Genomic DNA, 16,182 nt, shown 5'->3' on the forward strand with positions numbered 1-16,182 from the left:
ACGCCGTCGCGAATGCCGCCATTGTCGATGGTTTCAGCCGCAGCACCGGGGCCGGTCCTGCGTATCGAGATCTTACCGGCTTGGGATCATTCGGCCGTCAAGAACTGGCTTGTGAAAAACAGACGGAGCGCATCCGCATCCTGTTGGATCATGCCCGGGATCAGGAACGCGTCCAGCGCGAGCCAGATTCCCGAAGGAACGAGCGTAAAGGTCCCGGCATAGAGCACCAATGTGGTTAGCCCCAACAGCGTCATCGCCAGCATGACAATAGCGCTGTTCGTCTTCCCAAGGTAGAAACGATGAACGCCAAGAGTGCCGAGAAACAGCCAAAGCAGATAAGTCCGCCCGGTGGATTTCCGTCCGTTGGTAACACGTTGCTCAACCAACATTTTCTGTTCCGTCGACAACACCATCTAGTCCTCCCGAATAAATTGTCGAAAACAATCATAGATAGTTACCAAACTTAATCGAAACTTTAGGGGATGATTTTGCCGCGCTCAATGATTTGCGCATGCTGATTCCGCAAAAAAACGAAAAAGCCCCGGCCAGAGGCCGGGGCTTTCCCAAGAGTGAGGAAGAGAAGTCTTACGACTTCGCCAGATTGCGCAGCACATAGTGCAGAACGCCGCCGTTTTCGATGTACTCGATCTCGACTTCGGTATCGATCCGGCACTTCAGCTGGATGGTCTTGGTCGATCCGTCACCGAAGGTGATGGTGCAGGGCACTTCCTGCAGCGGCTGGATGCTGTCCAGACCCGAAATCGACACGGTTTCGTTGCCGGTCAGGCCCAGCGTCTTGCGGGTGTCGCCGCCGGTGAATTCGAACGGGATGACGCCCATGCCGACCAGGTTCGAGCGGTGGATACGCTCGAAGCTTTCGGCGATCACGGCCTTGACGCCCAGCAGCGCGGTGCCCTTCGCGGCCCAGTCGCGCGACGAACCCGCACCGTACTGTTCGCCACCGAAGACGACCAGCGGTGTGCCCGCTTCCTGGTAAGCCATCGAGGCGTCGTAAACGCTGGTCTGCTGCCCGTCGGGGCCCTTGGTATAGCCGCCTTCGACACCGTCCAGCATTTCGTTCTTGATGCGGATATTGGCGAAGGTGCCGCGCATCATGATTTCGTGGTTGCCGCGGCGCGATCCGTAGGAGTTGAATTCGCGCGGCTGCACCTGACGATCGATCAGGTACTGACCGGCCGGGGTGGTGGTGGCGAACGACCCTGCGGGCGAAATGTGGTCGGTCGTGACCATGTCGCCGAGGATCAGCAGCGGCTTGGCGCCCTCGATGTTCGAAATGGTGCCGGGTTCCATGCCCATGCCCTGGAAGTAGGGCGGGTTCTGGATGTAGGTCGACGCGGCCGGCCAGTCGTAGGTTTCACCACCGGTGACATCCACGCCCTGCCATTTTTCGTCACCTTTGAACACGTCGGCATATTTCGACATGAAGGCTTCGCGGGTCACGGTCTTTTCGACCAGTTCCGCGATTTCGGCGTTCGAGGGCCAGATATCCTTCAGATAGACATCGTTGCCGTCCTTGTCCTGGCCCAGCGGTTCGTTGGTCAGGTCGATGTTCATGTCGCCTGCCAGGGCATAGGCCACGACCAGCGGCGGCGAGGCCAGGTAGTTGGCGCGCACGTCGGGGCTGATCCGGCCTTCGAAGTTGCGGTTGCCCGACAGGACGGCGGTGGCAACCAGGTCGCCCTCGGCGATGGCTTCGGAAATTTCCGGCTGCAGCGGGCCCGAGTTGCCGATGCAGGTGGTGCAGCCATAACCCACCAGGTTGAAGCCGATCGCGTCCAGATCTTCCTGCAGGCCCGCAGCCTCCAGGTATTCGGTCACGACCTGCGAACCCGGCGCCAGCGAGGTTTTCACCCAGGGTTTACGGTTCAGGCCAAGCGCCCGCGCCTTGCGCGCCACTAGACCCGCGCCGATCAGCACGTAGGGATTCGAGGTGTTGGTGCACGACGTGATCGAGGCGATGACGACGGAGCCGTCGTTCAGCTTGTAGTCTTCGCCCTTTACGGCCTGCGACTTGATCACGTTGTTGGCGGTGTTGTGGTCGCCTTCCGACGCCATGTCACGCGCTGCGGCCGACACGTCGATGCCGCGATATTCGCCGACCACGTCGTAGAAGGCGTTCGCCGCGGTATCGAGCGGCAGGTAATCCTGCGGCCGTTTCGGACCCGAGATCGCCGGCACGATGGTGCCCATGTCCAGTTCCAAGGTGTCGGTGTAGACGGGGTTGTAATCGGCGTCGCGCCAGAACCCGTTTTCCTTCGCATAGGCTTCGACCAGCGCGATGCGGTCTTCGTCGCGGCCGGTCTGGCGCAGGTAGCGCAGGGTTTCGTCGTCGATCGGGAAGAAGCCGCAGGTGGCGCCGTATTCGGGGGCCATGTTGGCGATGGTCGCCCGGTCCGGCAGCGGCAGGCGGTCAAGCCCTTCGCCGTAGAATTCCACGAACTTGCCGACAACGCCCTTTTCGCGCAGCATCGCGACCACTTTCAGCACCAGGTCGGTGGCGGTGGTGCCCTCGACCATTTCCCCGGTCAGCTTGAAGCCGACGACTTCGGGGATCAGCATCGAAATCGGCTGACCCAGCATTGCCGCCTCGGCCTCGATGCCGCCGACGCCCCAGCCCAGAACGGCCAGGCCGTTGACCATGGTGGTGTGGCTGTCGGTGCCGACCAGCGTGTCGGGATAGGCCACGGTTTCGCCGTTCTGATCCTCGTCGGTCCAAACGGTCTGGGCCAGGTATTCAACGTTCACCTGGTGGCAGATGCCGGTTCCCGGCGGCACGACGCGGAAGTTGTTGAAGGCCGACTGCCCCCATTTCAGGAACTGGTAGCGTTCCATGTTGCGTTCGTATTCGCGGTCGACGTTCATCTGGAACGCGCGCGGGTTGCCGAATTCGTCGATCATCACCGAGTGGTCGATGACGAGGTCAACGGGGTTCAGCGGGTTGATCTTCTGGGCGTCGCCACCAAGGCCGACGATCCCGTCGCGCATCGCGGCCAGGTCGACGACGGCGGGAACGCCGGTGAAGTCCTGCATCAGAACGCGGGCCGGGCGATAGGCGATTTCGCGCGGGTTCTTGCCGCCCTTGGCGCCCCATTCGGCGAAGGCCTTAATATCGTCAACCGAAACGGTGCGGCCGCCGTCTTCGAAGCGCAGCATGTTTTCCAGCACCACTTTCAAAGCGGCGGGCAGTTTGGAGAAATCGCCAAGCCCGGCAGCTTCGGCGGCGGGAATGGAGTAATAGGAAACGGACTTACCGCCCGCAGACAAAGTCTTGCGAGTTTTTGCGGTATCTTGTCCAACGACGATGGGCATAAGATGGCCTCCCTCAGAGCAGGTGAAAGGGGTGTTGCTGGCGCTGCTTCTGCCCGATAACGCGGCGGCTATCAAGGGGTAGAAGCGGAAAATGTATACCAATGTACACTAAATTCCGCATTCTTGCCGCGCTCCCCGTACACTCACCGGGGCCTGACGAAACCTTGATTGGTTATTTCAATTGCAAATGCCTAGAACAAGGGTAGCTCAAACGAAGAAAGAAGTCCCCGCTTATGCGTCGTTTCGTCACTTGGCTTGCCGCTGCTCTGATTTCGTTTTCGTCGCCGGTTCTGGCTGATGATCACCCTGTTGTTGTCGAGCTCTATACTTCGCAAGGCTGTTCGTCCTGCCCGCCCGCCGATGCCTATCTTTCCACGCTGGCCGGACGCGAAGACGTGATCGCATTGGCGCTGCATGTGGATTACTGGGATTACATCGGCTGGAAGGACGATTTTGCCGATCCGAAATTCACAAAACGGCAGAAAGCCTATGCGATGGCCGCGAATCGCAGGTCGGTCTATACCCCGCAGATGATCGTGAACGGGGCCGAACACGTGATCGGCAACCATCCGGTCGATGTCGAAGAACTGATCGCCAAACATGCCAAGATGCCGGACCGTGTGTCGTTGGCGCTGTCGAAACGGGGCGGAGTGCTGTCGATTTCGGCGCATGCAGACCGGGTGATGCCGACGCCTCTCGTGGTGCATCTGGTGCGCTATGAACCGATGCAGAAGGTGAAAATCCGGGGCGGCGAAAACGCCGGGCGGGATTTGATTTATTCCAATATCGTGACCGAATGGAACCGGTTGGGAGACTGGGATACCCGGTCGCCGCTGAACCTGCAGGCGCAGGTGCGTGGGGATGACCCGGTGGTGGTGATCCTGCAGGCGCCGGGGCCGGGGCCGATCGTTGCCGCGTCGCGGTTGCGTTAGGGCATTCCGTCAGGGTTTCGCCTTCCAGCGGCGGTGAATCCAGAACCATTGATCCGGATGTTGCCGTATCATCGCTTCCAGCCGGTCGTTGAATTGCTGCGTCATTTCCTCGGCGCTGCTATGGGGGATCGGTGTGTCGATATAGGCGGTGAAGCTGATCCCGTCCTCGTTGCGGATGCCGAATGCGGGCAGGAACAGCGCATCGTATTTCAACGCCAGTTCAGCGGCAGAAAGCGAAGTCATGGCGGGATGGCCGAAGAAGGTCAGCCGCGCGCCCTCGGCGACGTGCTGATCCATCAGGAAGGCCACGATATTCCCCTGGCGCAGGAATTTGACCAGTTCGGCCAGGCCGCGCCTTGTGCGGGGATAGACAGGGCTGGAAATGGCGTTCAGCGCGCGCACCCAGTGGCGGTCGAAATAGATGTTGTCGAGCGGCCGGTACAGGCCCGAGATATTGCCGTATTTCTGCGCCAGCATGGCGCGCACTGCGTCGTGATTGCCGAAATGACCCGACACCATCATCACCGGGCGCCCCGCCTTGCATGCCTCTTCCAGCGCCGCTGCACCGGGGCCTTCCAGCTTTGTCCCGGCCACGTGGCGCCTGAGCGCCTCGCCGGAATAGACTTCGATCAGGGTGCGGCCGAAATTGTCCGGCACCGCGCGGGCCAGGCGATCGACCTCGGATTGAGGAAGGTCGGGCCAGACCAGTGCCAGGTTCTGGCGCACCCGTTTGTCATAGCCCGCCAGCGGCGCGATCACGCGGGCGAGCAGCCACCCCATCATCGGCACCCGCCAGCGATAGGGCAGGGCGAGGGTCAGGAACAGCGGCGCGCTCATCACCAGGTTCAGCGCGTACTGCCCGGCGCGGGCCGCGAAAGACAGCTTTTGAGTGCTCATCGGAAAGGTCAGTCCCGCGCTTGTGAGGTTTCGCGATGCCACACATAGATGCCCGACAGCACGATCACAAGCGCGCCGACCACGGTCCAGAAATCGGGGTATTCACCGAAGAAGATCATGCCCCAGATGGTGGCGAAGATCAGCCCGACATAGGCGAATGGCGCCAGCATCCCGGCCTCGCCGATCGACAGGGCGCGGATCAGCAGCAGTTGCGACACGGTGCCGAAAACCGCCAGCATCCCCATCAGGGCGGCGGTGGTCAGGTCGATCGGTTCCCAATGGAACGGCACGATGCAGCTCAGAAGCACCGCGCCAAAGAGCGTGGTGTACAGCAGCGAGGTCCAGGGGCTTTCGTTCAGTCCGACGTAGCGGGTGACGAGGTTGTAGGCGGAATAGCTGAAGGCGGCGCCAAGCGGGAACAGCGCGTAGGGCGAAAACACCCCGCTGCCGGGGCGGATGATGATCAGCGCCCCGATCAGCGACGCGGCGATGCCGAAGGCCCGGCGCGGTCCGATCTTTTCGCCCAGGAACAGCGCGGCGCCCAAGGTGATGATCACCGGGTTGGTGTCCATGATCGCGGTGGCCTCGGCCAGGCCGATATTGGCGATGCCAAAGAAGAAGAACCCGGTTCCGAACATCAGGAAGACCGACCGCGCCAGTTGCAGGAACGGGTAGCGGGTGCGCGCCACGGTGCCGAGCCGGGGCAGCACGATCAGGAACACCATCGTCGCCGCGCCGGCATAGCGGGCCCAGACCGCCTGCACCGTGCTGACCCTCTGGCTGATTTCCTTTGCCGTGGCGTCCATCGCCGCGAAAAAGAAAATCGCCCCGATCATCAGGGCGATGGCTTTGGCGGTTTGCGACATGGTTTACTCCGGGTGGCGCGGCAGGCCGGTGCCGATCATCGAATCGCGGGTGACCAGCGCGGCCAGTTCCGCCGCGCTCATTCCTTCGCTGCCCGGGGGCTGTGCGGGCAGTACGATGTAGCGCATGTCGGCGGTGCTGTCATGTACCCGGACGGTGGTTTTTTCCGGCAGGGTCAGGCCGAATTCTTCCAGCACCTTGCGCGGTTCGCGCACCGCCCGCGACCGATAGGCCCGGGTCTTGTACCAATCGGGCGGCAGGCCCAGCAGGTTGCGCGGATAGCACGAACACAGGGTGCAGACGATCAGGTTGTGCACCTCGTCGGTGTTCTCCACCGCCACCAGGTGCAGCGGCCCGATATCGAAACCCATTTCGCGTGCCGCGTCGCCGGCATTGGCCAACAGCCGCGCCTTGAAACCGGGATCGGTCCAGGCCCTTGCCACCACCGCCGCGCCATTGATGGGGCTGCGGCTGTCCATCAGGTCAATCTGGGCGGCGATTTCGGCCGGCGTGGTCACGCCCTTTTCGACCAGCAATTCGCGCACCGCGATTTCCATCCGCTGCCAATAGGTCAGCGGCGTGTCGTTGTCCTGCCGGTAGGGGTGGCCCGAGGGGCTCATGCCTTCGTGGTGGAAATGGTCGGGATGATCATGGGGCATCGGGGGCCTCCTCCAGCCAGTGGGCGTAAGCCTCGGCATCGACGGTATCTTCGGGGTTTTCGGCCTCGGCCCCCCAGAGTTCGGCCATGGTGAAACGGACGCGGTACAGCGGTTTCTTTTCCGCCTTGAGCCCGTATGCCAGTTGTTCGGGATTGCCGAATTCGCCGAGCGCACGTTCGATCACGCCGGTCTTGCCGCGCAGATAGGCCGGCGCCCGCACGTGACCCGGCGGCATCATCGATTTGACGCGGACACGCTCAGCCACCGGTCGCCTCGCCATAGGTCGGGCCGCGCTTGGCGATGTCATCCATCCGCTGGCCGAGTTCCTCCAGCGTGTAGACGCCACCCTCGATCAGGTTCTGGTTCACCGCGGCGACCCAGCGTTCGTAGTATGTGTGCTTTTCGAAAGCATCCTCGCCCATGTCCTCCAGCGCGCGGCGCAGACCGTCGACGGTGAACAGGCCCTTGGAGGAACAGATAACCATCAACGCATCGACACGCTTTTCCCAAAGCGCGAAGTCGTGTTGATCCATGGGGACAGGTCCGGCCTGATCCCCGCCCATGTCATGCCAGCGGCGTCCGGTAATATCGCTCATGATGGCGAGGTTAGGGCGCGCGCCAGACGCTGTCCAGCCTTGACGGGCGGATCAGGAAATGACGGGCGGTTGGCGGTGCGGCCTCAGCCGGTGACCTTGGTGCAGCTTTTGCTTTCCGCGTCCCATACCGTGCCATCGGCGCAGGACATCACCTGCTGATGATCTCTGCTGCATTGGGCAAATGCGGCCAGCGGGGCGGCGGTCAGGACCACGGCGGTCAGAACGATCTTGATCATGAAAAAACTCCCTGCCAAGCGGTGAACCTTGGCAGGGAGCATATCACAGGTCGCGGTTTTCGCGAAATCAGGCTTCGCCGAACACCCGCTTGAAGATCGTGTCGACATGCTTGGTGTGGTAGCCCATGTCGAATTTTTCGTTGATCCCGTCCACGCCGAGCGCCTCGACGACGTCCTTGTCGGCCAGAAGCTGTTCGCGGAAATCGACGCGGTCTTCCCAGACCTTCAAAGCGTTGCGCTGCACCATCGTGTAGGCGTCTTCGCGCGATACGCCGGCCTGGGTCAGGGCCAGCAGCACGCGCTGCGACATCACCAGACCCGGGAACTTGTTCATGTTGTCCAGCATGTTGTCGGGGAAGATGAGCATCTTTTCGACGACGCCGGCCAGACGGTTCAGCGCGAAATCCAGCGTCACGGTGGCGTCCGGGCCGATGCCGCGCTCGACCGAGCTGTGCGAGATGTCGCGTTCGTGCCAGAGTGCCACGTTTTCCATCGCCGGCACCACGGTCATGCGGACCAGGCGGGCCAGACCGGTCAGGTTTTCGGTCAGAACGGGGTTCTTCTTGTGCGGCATCGCCGACGACCCCTTCTGGCCCATCGAGAAGAATTCCGCGCCTTCCAGAACCTCGGTGCGCTGCATGTGGCGAATCTCAATGGCGACGTTTTCGATCGAGCTGGCGATCACGCCCAGCGTGGCAAAGAACATCGCGTGGCGGTCGCGCGGGATCACCTGGGTGGAAATCGGTTCCGGCTTCAGGCCCAGCATCTTGCAGACATGTTCTTCGACCGCCGGATCGATATTGGCGAAGGTGCCGACGGCGCCGGAAATCGCGCCGGTGGCGACTTCGTCGCGGGCAGCCTGCAGGCGGGCCTTGTTGCGGTCCATCTCGGCGTAGAAGCGGGCGAAGGTCAGGCCCATGGTGGTGGGTTCGGCATGGATGCCGTGGCTGCGGCCCACGCGCACGGTGTTCTTGTGCTCGAAGGCGCGTTTCTTCAGCGCGGCCAGCACCTTGTCCAGATCGGTCAGCAGGATGTCGGCGGCGCGCACCAGTTGCACGTTCAGGCAGGTGTCGAGAACGTCCGAAGAGGTCATGCCCTGGTGCACGAAACGGGCTTCTTCGCTACCCACATGTTCGGCCAGGTGGGTCAGGAAGGCGATGACGTCATGCTTGGTGACCGCTTCGATTTCGTCGATCCGGTCGACGTCGAATTCCACGTCCTTGGCTTTCCAGACGGCTTCGGCGTTTTCCTTCGGGATCACCCCCAGCTCGGCCTGCGCGTCGCAGGCATGCGCTTCGATTTCGTACCAGATCTTGAACTTGGTTTCGGGCGACCAGATGGCGACCATTTCAGGACGGGAATAGCGAGGGATCATCGTCAATTTCCTTGGAAAGCGGGAGTTCGGGGCAGTCTTTAGCGGCGCGGAGGCATTACAGCAAGGGCAGGGGCCAAGATATGTCGTCGCATCGGTACCGTTCGTGCCGGCCGAATGTGTGTCCGCAATGTGGGGTGTGCCGGTCGTGCCGCAGGAAAGCTCCTGTCAATACCTTCGTCCGTTTCCGGGCAGTTCCGGGCGCCGCGGGGGGAGCGCGATTGTCCTCGCACTTGAGCGGCGTGTGGCCGCCGGGATCATTGGCGCGCGAAAAAGCGGGATCAAAAACCGCCCAACAGGGCCAGGAAGGGCAGGATGGCCAATGCCATCCCGATGCCGCCCGATGCGCCGCCGTCGCTGTCGCCGGCTGCCGCCATGCCGTCTGCTTCTTCGGGTTCATCATCCTCGACAACATGTTCTTCGCCGGAGGTATCGGGAATGTCGTCGGGATCGATCACGATCTCGCCATCATCGTCCGAACCGTCCTCGGGCAGGACGATATTCTTGAACTCGTCGGTGTATTGCGGATTGTCGATCACGACGCGGACGATTTCATATCCGTCCATCTCGGCCGTCAGGATGCCGTCTTCGTACGCCTGCCCGGCATCGAGGGCGGTCACTTCGGCAATCGCTTCCGGCGAGGTGGGATTGTTGCCGTCCTCAACCCCCAGAACATCGATATGCATGCTTCCTACGCCATCCACGATCTGCGACAGGTCGACCACCGCGTCCTGGGTTTCCTCGGTGTTCGACGCGATGAACAGAACAAGCCGGTCATCGGAATAGAAGCCGTGCACGCTGGCTCCGTCGTCGGTTGCTTCGTGTTCGCGACTGTCGTCCGACACGAAGTCGATCGGGCTGGTTCCCACCAGAGATTCATTCATCATGCGGAACATTTCGCCGGGAACGGTCAGTTGTCCGTCACCGCCTTCGTTACCGGCGAGGTTGGTCAGGTTGTTCTGCTGAATGGCCCAGATATGGGCTGTATCCACTTCGTGCTCGACGAAAACCTCGGACATGTTGAGGATTTCATGCGCCTGCTTCAGGCCGTATTCCTGTGCCGGGTCCCAGCTGCTGCGGCTCGCCTTGAGGTTCCATTCGGTGATGTAGGTGTCCAGTTCACCCAGTTCATCGTGCCAAGTGTCCTCGACGGTGTTCAGGTCGTATTCGCGACTGTTCGGTTTGTCCGCACCCTTGGAATAGACATGAAGAGCAATCCCGTCGACCGCGTCGCGCTCGGCCTCGGTGTCGAATTCGCTGATGATGATTTCATTGGCGACGCGGGCCCAAGACACTTCACCGGAATTCATGATGTAGCTGTCATCAAGGTCCAGCCCGTAATCTTCGTTGATGGCCGCGATCTGATCTGCGCCGCTCTGAAGATCGCCGTAATCGTCGCTCAGCCGGTCGGCGCCGTAGTTCTGGCCGTTCTGCACCAGGATATCGATGTCGGAAAAGGCGGTGTCGGCTTCGGGATGGCTGTCGATCTCATCGTTCAGGATCTCGGCCATGCGGCTGGCAACGCGACCGTATTCCAGCGTGTCCATTTCGCCGCTGCCCCAGTATTCGTTGCCGATCTCAAAGGCGCGGATCGTCGGTTCGCCGTATTCGCCGTTCAGCGTGTCCTGAATGAAGCCGCGCAGCGCGTCTTCGTCGATATCGGCATACCGGTGGCCGTCTGCGTCGGTTTCTTCGCTGAGGAAGTTTCGCGTGGGGAGAACGATCGTCACATCGATGTCGTTCGCCTCGGCATATTCCATGAATTCGGAATAGGGCAGCAGTTCGACTTCCTTGCCGGTATCGGGATCGACAGCGACGGTTTTGTCGGGATCGGAAATGTCGAAGAAATCTTCGGTCAGCGATCCGCCGGGGTAACGGATATGGGTGACGCCCAGAGCGTCCGCTGCTTCGTCATAGGTGCCATCTTCGCCGAGCTGATCACGGTTGGCAAGGATGTTGGCGCCGAACAGGTCCTGGTCATACTCGTTGTCACTGACACTTCTTGTCTCGAGGTAAATCATCACTGTTCCCTCTTTTCCGCAGAAAAGGTGGTTGCTCGTTACATGCTCGTTTTCGGGTGGCGCCGATCCTGCCGCGTTGATGAGGCAGGGCGGTGGATTGCCTGATGAAGATGATGCTGCGAGCGTTGAACAGAGAGGTCCACGCCATCGCCGGAAGGCCGACTTATTCGCCCTGAAACCCCTCCGAAAGGGGGGGGGGATTGTCCGAAATTTCCAGCTGCCGGCGTATAAAACAGGGCGCGGGCATTTGCATATGCCTGCGCTCGCGCGGATTGAAATCGGTCGGGCCGATTTGTTCCGCGACGGTGCGTACAGGTGATTCTGACGCCCTTGTAAATAAGGGCTAATCCCTGTCTTCGGGGGCTAATCCCTATGGTCTAGGCCGGTTCGTCGCGGACTATGCCGGATGGATGAACCCGTGGTGCCTGTCACATAGGCCATACGCCATAAGTCGAAAACTGTTTAGAAAGAATTGTGATTGTTTTCGGATTAGGTCAAATTTCCGGGCAATGACCGAGATTGTTCAAAATACCCTGCCTTATGACATCGCCAAACCGCGTCCCTTGCCCGGGATCGCGCCGCTGGATTCGGCTGATTGGCTGATCGTGGACGAAGCCTATGCGGGACAGATGGCGGAACGGGAAAGGCTGTTGAAGGGCCGGCGCGACGCGGTGATCGCGATGGAGTCCGGCGCCGCCCCGGCGGTGGCGGAATTGCTCGACCGGGTGCTTGGCTTCCTGCGCGGGCAGACCGGTTTCTGCATCGCTGCCGATCACGTGATCCGGCCCGATGGTGCCCGGGTGGCGATCGATCGCGACGATCCGCTGGGCACGCTTGGAATGCTGGTGCAGGAAGACCTCTGCGTGATGGAAAAACGCGGCGACGAACATGTGCTGACCGCAGCCCTGTTGTGCTTCCCGTCGAACTGGACGCTGCGGGAAAAGTTCCTCAGGCCGCTGATCGGTATTCATGTCCCGGTCGATGCCTATGACGACAATATCGCCAAGCGGGTGCAGCGGTTGTTCGACGGGATCGGGGTGGACCGGCCGCTATGGCGGTTCAATCTGCTGTGGTATGACAATAACACGCTGCACAATCCACGAAGCGAAACCTGCGCGCACCACACGGTGGACCGCGACGCCGCGACCCATCTACGCAGTGAAAGGCAGGTATTGATGCGGCTGCCGGAAACGCAGGCGGTGGTGTTTTCGATCCACACGTACATGATCCCGGGCGAAATCGCCCGCTCATGGCTCTAGCGATCGATCCGGTCGGCCATGATCGCGATCGCTTTCTGGTAGACGCCTGCGGCGTTCCACTGTCGGATCACCTTGAAATTGGGTTGATCCAGCAGATATCCGCGGCCGCGTTTCCAGCCCTTCTTGCGCAGGTAGTTTGCGGTCGATGCCATCGCGTCGGCCTCGTCGGTCAGATCGATCCGGCCGTCGCCATTGCCGTCCACCCCGTATTTCAGGACATTACCGGGCAGGAATTGCGTATGGCCCAGTTCGCCATGTTTGGCGCCGATGGAACCGGGCGATATCGCGCCCCGGTCGACCAGCTTCAGTGCTGCCAGGGCATGCGGGGTGAAGAAATCCGACCGGCGGCAATCATAGGCCAGTGTGGTGATTGCCGACACCACGTTGCTGTCCCCCATGAAATTTCCGAACGCGGTTTCCATCCCGTGGATCGCCAGCAGCACCCCGGCGGGAACGCCATAGCGTTTTTCGAGGCTGGAATAGAAGGCCGGATTGCGCGCCTTGCGCTTGCGGCCAAGTGCGACGATGGTGTCGGCGCCACGGACCTGCATGAATTTTTCCAGCGAATACTTGAAGGATTTCTGGTTGCGGTCGGCCCAGATCGTTTTGCTGGCATATTGCGCGCCGGCTAGAGCGGTGAGCCCCTTTCGGCCGACCCCGGCAGCGCTGGCTTCCTTGGCGAAAGCGGTTTTCCAGTGGGTAAATCCGGCGGAGTCGTTGCCGCAAGCGGCAGCCCGAACATCGCCTGGCATGGTGCCGGCAAGGACAATCAGAAAGCTGCAGAGAACGAAAAACGGAGATCTGAAAAGTGCTGAAGCCATTGGCCTGTTCCGATTGGTTGAAATGAAATCAGGCTAACGCACGGCAAAAACGCCGCCAAATGCTTTTGACGGCGCATTTTAAAAGATAGTTGCCGGTTGGATCAGAGGCCGATCATGTTCATCGTTTGGGCCAGCGCGCCGGAAGCGTTCAGCGCCATCATCATCCCGGTCAGGGCCATCGAATGGGCGGCGAGGCGGAAATCTTCGCCCCGCACCACGTTGGCAAAAGTCAGTAGCACCGCCACCGGCAGGAAGAACATCCCCACGGTCGTCACCATGACCCAGCTGGCCATGCGCATCGCAAAGGTGTTTTCCTGTGCGGCGGTCTGTTCGGTCGGGGGATAGATCGCCGAGCGCAGGTCCGCCGCGTCGATCTGGTTGTCGGAGACATGGGTGCGGCGTTCGTATTCGTTTTCAAGGCTGCGCGAGGCGACCTTGATCTCGGGGAAGCGGTTGGCGGCGTCGCAAGCCGCGCCCGCGGCCCGTGCGGTGCCACCGCTCATGAGGACCGGCTTCGGGCGGGCATGGCGCGATTTGACGTTTTCGGCGGACCGACGGATCTTGCGCGGCATGATATGGGTTGCCGCGTTTATGAATTCCTCGGTTTCCAGCAGGGCGGAGGGGCGCAGCCACAGCACGAAGTCGGGTTCGGTCATCTTTGCCAGCCGGGTGGTCATTTCGGCGAGATAGGATTTCAGGCTGCGTTCGATTTCGGCCGGGTCGGTTTCCTCCGGCTCCACGTCGTTGCGCAGCGCCAGCGACAGGCCGATGAGCATTTCGGCATGCGGCAGGATCGCGTCGCCCTCATCCTCGTCCATCATCGCCAGCCTGCTATCGGGGTGCAGCGGCGGGGTGAGATCCAGGATCATGGTATCGGTGTAGATACGCATCTGGTCGTTTTCCAGCACGTTTACCGACTGTATGCGCTGACCGCGCGCTTCCAGAACGGACTGAAGCGCGGTGCTCAGCTGTGCTTCTTCGGCATGTGCTTCTTCGAGAAACACCAAACCTGCCGAATACCGGTGCGAGTCCTTTTCCATAGCAGATCTCCAGCTCGATACGACTGGTCCTTTTTTGGCGGTGAAAATGGAACTTTCTGTGGCGCAATTCCGACGGAAAAAGGCAATGTTGTGAATTTTTCTAAAAATTTCCCGGCCTAATTGTGTGGTCAGGAGTGGAAGAAATCAAAAAATCTATTTTTTTCAGGTATTTAGTTGAGGTGCAAAGAAAAAGGGCGCCCGCAGGCGCCCTTTCCATACTCTTCCCAAGCGGGAAAATCAGCAGCTGTAGTACAGCGCGAATTCCACCGGGTGAGGAGTGTGTTCGTACTGCTGGATCTCTTCCATCTTCAGATTGATGTAGCCCTCGATCTGGTCCTTGGTGAACACATCGCCAGCGATCAGGAAGTCGTGGTCCGCTGCCAGCGCATCGACGGCTTCACGCAAGCTGCCGCAGACGGTCGGGATACCGGCCAGTTCCTCGGCGGGCAGATCGTACAGGTTCTTGTCCATCGCTTCGCCCGGATCGATCTTGTTCTTGATGCCGTCGATACCGGCCATCAGCAGGGCTGCGAAGCACAGGTAGGGGTTGGCCGCCGGGTCGGGGAAACGGGCCTCGACGCGCTTTGCCTTCGGGCTTTCGGCCCACGGGATACGGACGCATCCCGACCGGTTGCGGGCCGAGTAGGCGCGCAGAACGGGGGCTTCGAAGCCCGGGATCAGACGCTTGTAGGAGTTGGTCGACGGGTTGGTGAAGGCGTTCAGCGTCTTGGCGTGCTTCAGGATGCCGCCGATGAAGTACAGCGCTTCCTGGCTCAGGTCGGCGTATTTGTCGCCGGCAAAGAGCGGCTTGCCGTCTTTCCAGATCGACATGTTCACGTGCATGCCGGTGCCGTTGTCGCCGGCGATCGGTTTCGGCATGAAGGTGGCCGACTTGCCATAGGCCTGTGCCACGTTGTGGATGATGTACTTGTACTTCTGCAGCTCGTCGGCCTGCTTGGTCAGGGTGCCGAAGATCAGGCCCAGTTCGTGCTGGCACGACGCCACTTCGTGGTGGTGCTTGTCGACCTTCATGCCGATGCGCTTCATCGTCGACAGCATTTCCGACCGCAGGTCCTGCGCGTCGTCAACCGGGTTGACCGGGAAATAGCCGCCCTTGACGCCCGGACGGTGGCCCGAGTTGCCCATTTCGTAATCGGTGTCGGTGTTCCACGAGGCGTCGATGGCGTCGACTTCGTAGGACACTTTGTTGATCGCGGTCGAATACTTGACGTTGTCGAACAGGAAGAATTCGGCTTCCGGGCCCATGTAGGCGGTGTCGCCGATACCGGTCGATTTCAGGTAAGCCTCGGCCTTTTCGGCGGTGCCGCGCGGGTCGCGTTCGTAGGGTTCGCCGGTGTCGGGTTCAACGACCGAGCAGTGAATGCACAGGGTTTTTTCGGCATAGAACGGATCGATATAGGCCGAGTCGGTGTCGGGCATCAGTTTCATGTCCGAGGCTTCGATCGATTTCCAGCCGGCGATGGACGAGCCGTCGAACATGAAGCCTTCTTCGAGGAAGTCTTCGTCGACCTCGTCGGCAATCACGGTAACGTGCTGCAGCGTGCCGCGCGGATCAGTGAAGCGGATATCGACATATTCGACGTCTTCATCCGCGATGGTCTTGAGAACTGCGTCCTTGCTCATTCCCTTAATCCCTTTCGTTTATGGGGTAATTACAGCGCGTCCGAACCGGTTTCGCCGGTGCGGATGCGAATGGCTTGTTCGACGGGGCTGACGAAGATCTTGCCGTCGCCGATCTTGTCGGTCTTGGCGGCGTCGATGATCGCCTCGATCGCGCCATCGACGAGATCGTCGTCCAGCACGACCTCGATTTTCACTTTCGGCAGGAAGTCGACGACATATTCCGCGCCGCGATAAAGCTCGGTATGGCCCTTCTGACGACCGAAGCCCTTGACCTCGATCACGCTGAGGCCTTGGATGCCGGCCTCCTGCAAGGCTTCTTTCACCTCATCAAGCTTGAACGGCTTGATGATCGCTTCGATCTTTTTCATCGCTGGGTCTCCTCGCCAGATGCTTCGTTGATGGCACAGATCACTTTCATTGGGCGGCCTCAATTGACTACAGTCATTCCCGGGGATCGGCCAGTCCGGATTCTTGGGGCGAGATTAAAAAAGCATCGAAAAGATTAAAATAT

General features: G+C 60.6%; 16 protein-coding genes. 2 read left to right on the forward strand and 14 right to left on the reverse strand.

The window, feature by feature from the left end; genetic code table 11:
- Nucleotides 1–86 precede the first annotated feature (86 nt).
- Complete coding sequence (locus IT775_RS11535) at nucleotides 87–413, reverse strand: TM2 domain-containing protein (protein ID WP_246525520.1); 327 nt, start codon at nucleotides 411–413, stop codon at nucleotides 87–89.
- Between the two features lie 172 nt (nucleotides 414–585).
- Complete coding sequence (gene acnA, locus IT775_RS11540; RefSeq protein ID WP_212701268.1) at nucleotides 586–3,330, reverse strand: aconitate hydratase AcnA; 2,745 nt, start codon at nucleotides 3,328–3,330, stop codon at nucleotides 586–588.
- 233 nt (nucleotides 3,331–3,563) lie between these two features.
- Here acnA and IT775_RS11545 point away from each other — a divergent pair, with 233 nt between their 5' ends.
- Nucleotides 3,564–4,262, forward strand: coding sequence for a DUF1223 domain-containing protein (locus tag IT775_RS11545; RefSeq protein ID WP_212701269.1), 699 nt, complete (start codon nucleotides 3,564–3,566; stop codon nucleotides 4,260–4,262).
- Between the two features lie 9 nt (nucleotides 4,263–4,271).
- On the opposite strand, the gene IT775_RS11550 is transcribed toward IT775_RS11545, so the two are convergent.
- From IT775_RS11550 to IT775_RS11585, 8 genes are all read right to left on the reverse strand, one after another.
- Nucleotides 4,272–5,159, reverse strand: a complete 888-nt coding sequence (locus IT775_RS11550; protein ID WP_212701270.1) for a lysophospholipid acyltransferase family protein — start codon at nucleotides 5,157–5,159, stop codon at nucleotides 4,272–4,274.
- 8 nt (nucleotides 5,160–5,167) lie between these two features.
- Complete coding sequence (locus tag IT775_RS11555) at nucleotides 5,168–6,025, reverse strand: DMT family transporter (protein ID WP_212701271.1); 858 nt, start codon at nucleotides 6,023–6,025, stop codon at nucleotides 5,168–5,170.
- A 3-nt stretch (nucleotides 6,026–6,028) separates the two neighbouring features.
- Entirely contained in the window at nucleotides 6,029–6,682 is a 654-nt protein-coding gene (gene nthA / locus IT775_RS11560) for a nitrile hydratase subunit alpha (protein WP_212701272.1), read from the reverse strand.
- Nucleotides 6,672–6,947, reverse strand: a complete 276-nt coding sequence (locus IT775_RS21440) for an SH3-like domain-containing protein (RefSeq protein ID WP_343231139.1) — start codon at nucleotides 6,945–6,947, stop codon at nucleotides 6,672–6,674. The genes nthA and IT775_RS21440 overlap by 11 nt, the downstream gene beginning before the upstream one ends.
- Nucleotides 6,940–7,278: an SH3-like domain-containing protein gene (locus IT775_RS21445; RefSeq protein WP_281414357.1), complete on the reverse strand. Its 339-nt coding sequence runs from the start codon at nucleotides 7,276–7,278 to the stop codon at nucleotides 6,940–6,942. The genes IT775_RS21440 and IT775_RS21445 overlap by 8 nt, the downstream gene beginning before the upstream one ends.
- An 83-nt stretch (nucleotides 7,279–7,361) precedes the next feature.
- Nucleotides 7,362–7,514 (reverse strand): carbohydrate-binding module family 14 protein, encoded by a 153-nt coding sequence (locus IT775_RS11575; RefSeq protein WP_212701274.1) that lies wholly within the window; start codon nucleotides 7,512–7,514, stop codon nucleotides 7,362–7,364.
- Between the two features lie 67 nt (nucleotides 7,515–7,581).
- Nucleotides 7,582–8,889, reverse strand: coding sequence for an adenylosuccinate lyase (gene purB, locus IT775_RS11580; protein ID WP_212701275.1), 1,308 nt, complete (start codon nucleotides 8,887–8,889; stop codon nucleotides 7,582–7,584).
- Nucleotides 8,890–9,167: 278 nt separating this feature from the next.
- A complete protein-coding gene (locus tag IT775_RS11585) occupies nucleotides 9,168–10,907 on the reverse strand; it encodes a type I secretion protein (protein ID WP_212701276.1) in 1,740 nt (579 codons plus the stop codon).
- A gap of 509 nt (nucleotides 10,908–11,416) precedes the next feature.
- Here IT775_RS11585 and IT775_RS11590 point away from each other — a divergent pair.
- On the forward strand, nucleotides 11,417–12,166 hold the full coding sequence (locus tag IT775_RS11590) for a heme-dependent oxidative N-demethylase family protein (RefSeq protein WP_212701277.1): 750 nt from the start codon (nucleotides 11,417–11,419) through the stop codon (nucleotides 12,164–12,166).
- Here the strand turns inward: IT775_RS11590 and IT775_RS11595 are convergent.
- From IT775_RS11595 to IT775_RS11610, 4 genes are all read right to left on the reverse strand, one after another.
- On the reverse strand, nucleotides 12,163–12,918 hold the full coding sequence (locus tag IT775_RS11595; protein WP_246525522.1) for a lytic murein transglycosylase: 756 nt from the start codon (nucleotides 12,916–12,918) through the stop codon (nucleotides 12,163–12,165). The genes IT775_RS11590 and IT775_RS11595 overlap by 4 nt on opposite strands.
- Nucleotides 12,919–13,088: 170 nt before the next feature.
- The gene (locus IT775_RS11600) at nucleotides 13,089–14,027 is read right to left on the reverse strand and encodes a hypothetical protein (RefSeq protein WP_212701279.1); all 939 of its coding nucleotides are present in this window, start codon (nucleotides 14,025–14,027) and stop codon (nucleotides 13,089–13,091) included.
- 237 nt (nucleotides 14,028–14,264) lie between these two features.
- Nucleotides 14,265–15,671: a type I glutamate--ammonia ligase gene (gene glnA, locus IT775_RS11605; RefSeq protein ID WP_212701280.1), complete on the reverse strand. Its 1,407-nt coding sequence runs from the start codon at nucleotides 15,669–15,671 to the stop codon at nucleotides 14,265–14,267.
- 29 nt (nucleotides 15,672–15,700) lie between these two features.
- On the reverse strand, nucleotides 15,701–16,039 hold the full coding sequence (locus tag IT775_RS11610) for a P-II family nitrogen regulator (protein ID WP_058261561.1): 339 nt from the start codon (nucleotides 16,037–16,039) through the stop codon (nucleotides 15,701–15,703).
- Nucleotides 16,040–16,182 lie beyond the last annotated feature (143 nt).

This window comes from Thalassovita aquimarina, assembly GCF_018219815.1.
Taxonomy (GTDB): Bacteria; Pseudomonadota; Alphaproteobacteria; order Rhodobacterales; family Rhodobacteraceae; genus Thalassobius; species Thalassobius aquimarinus.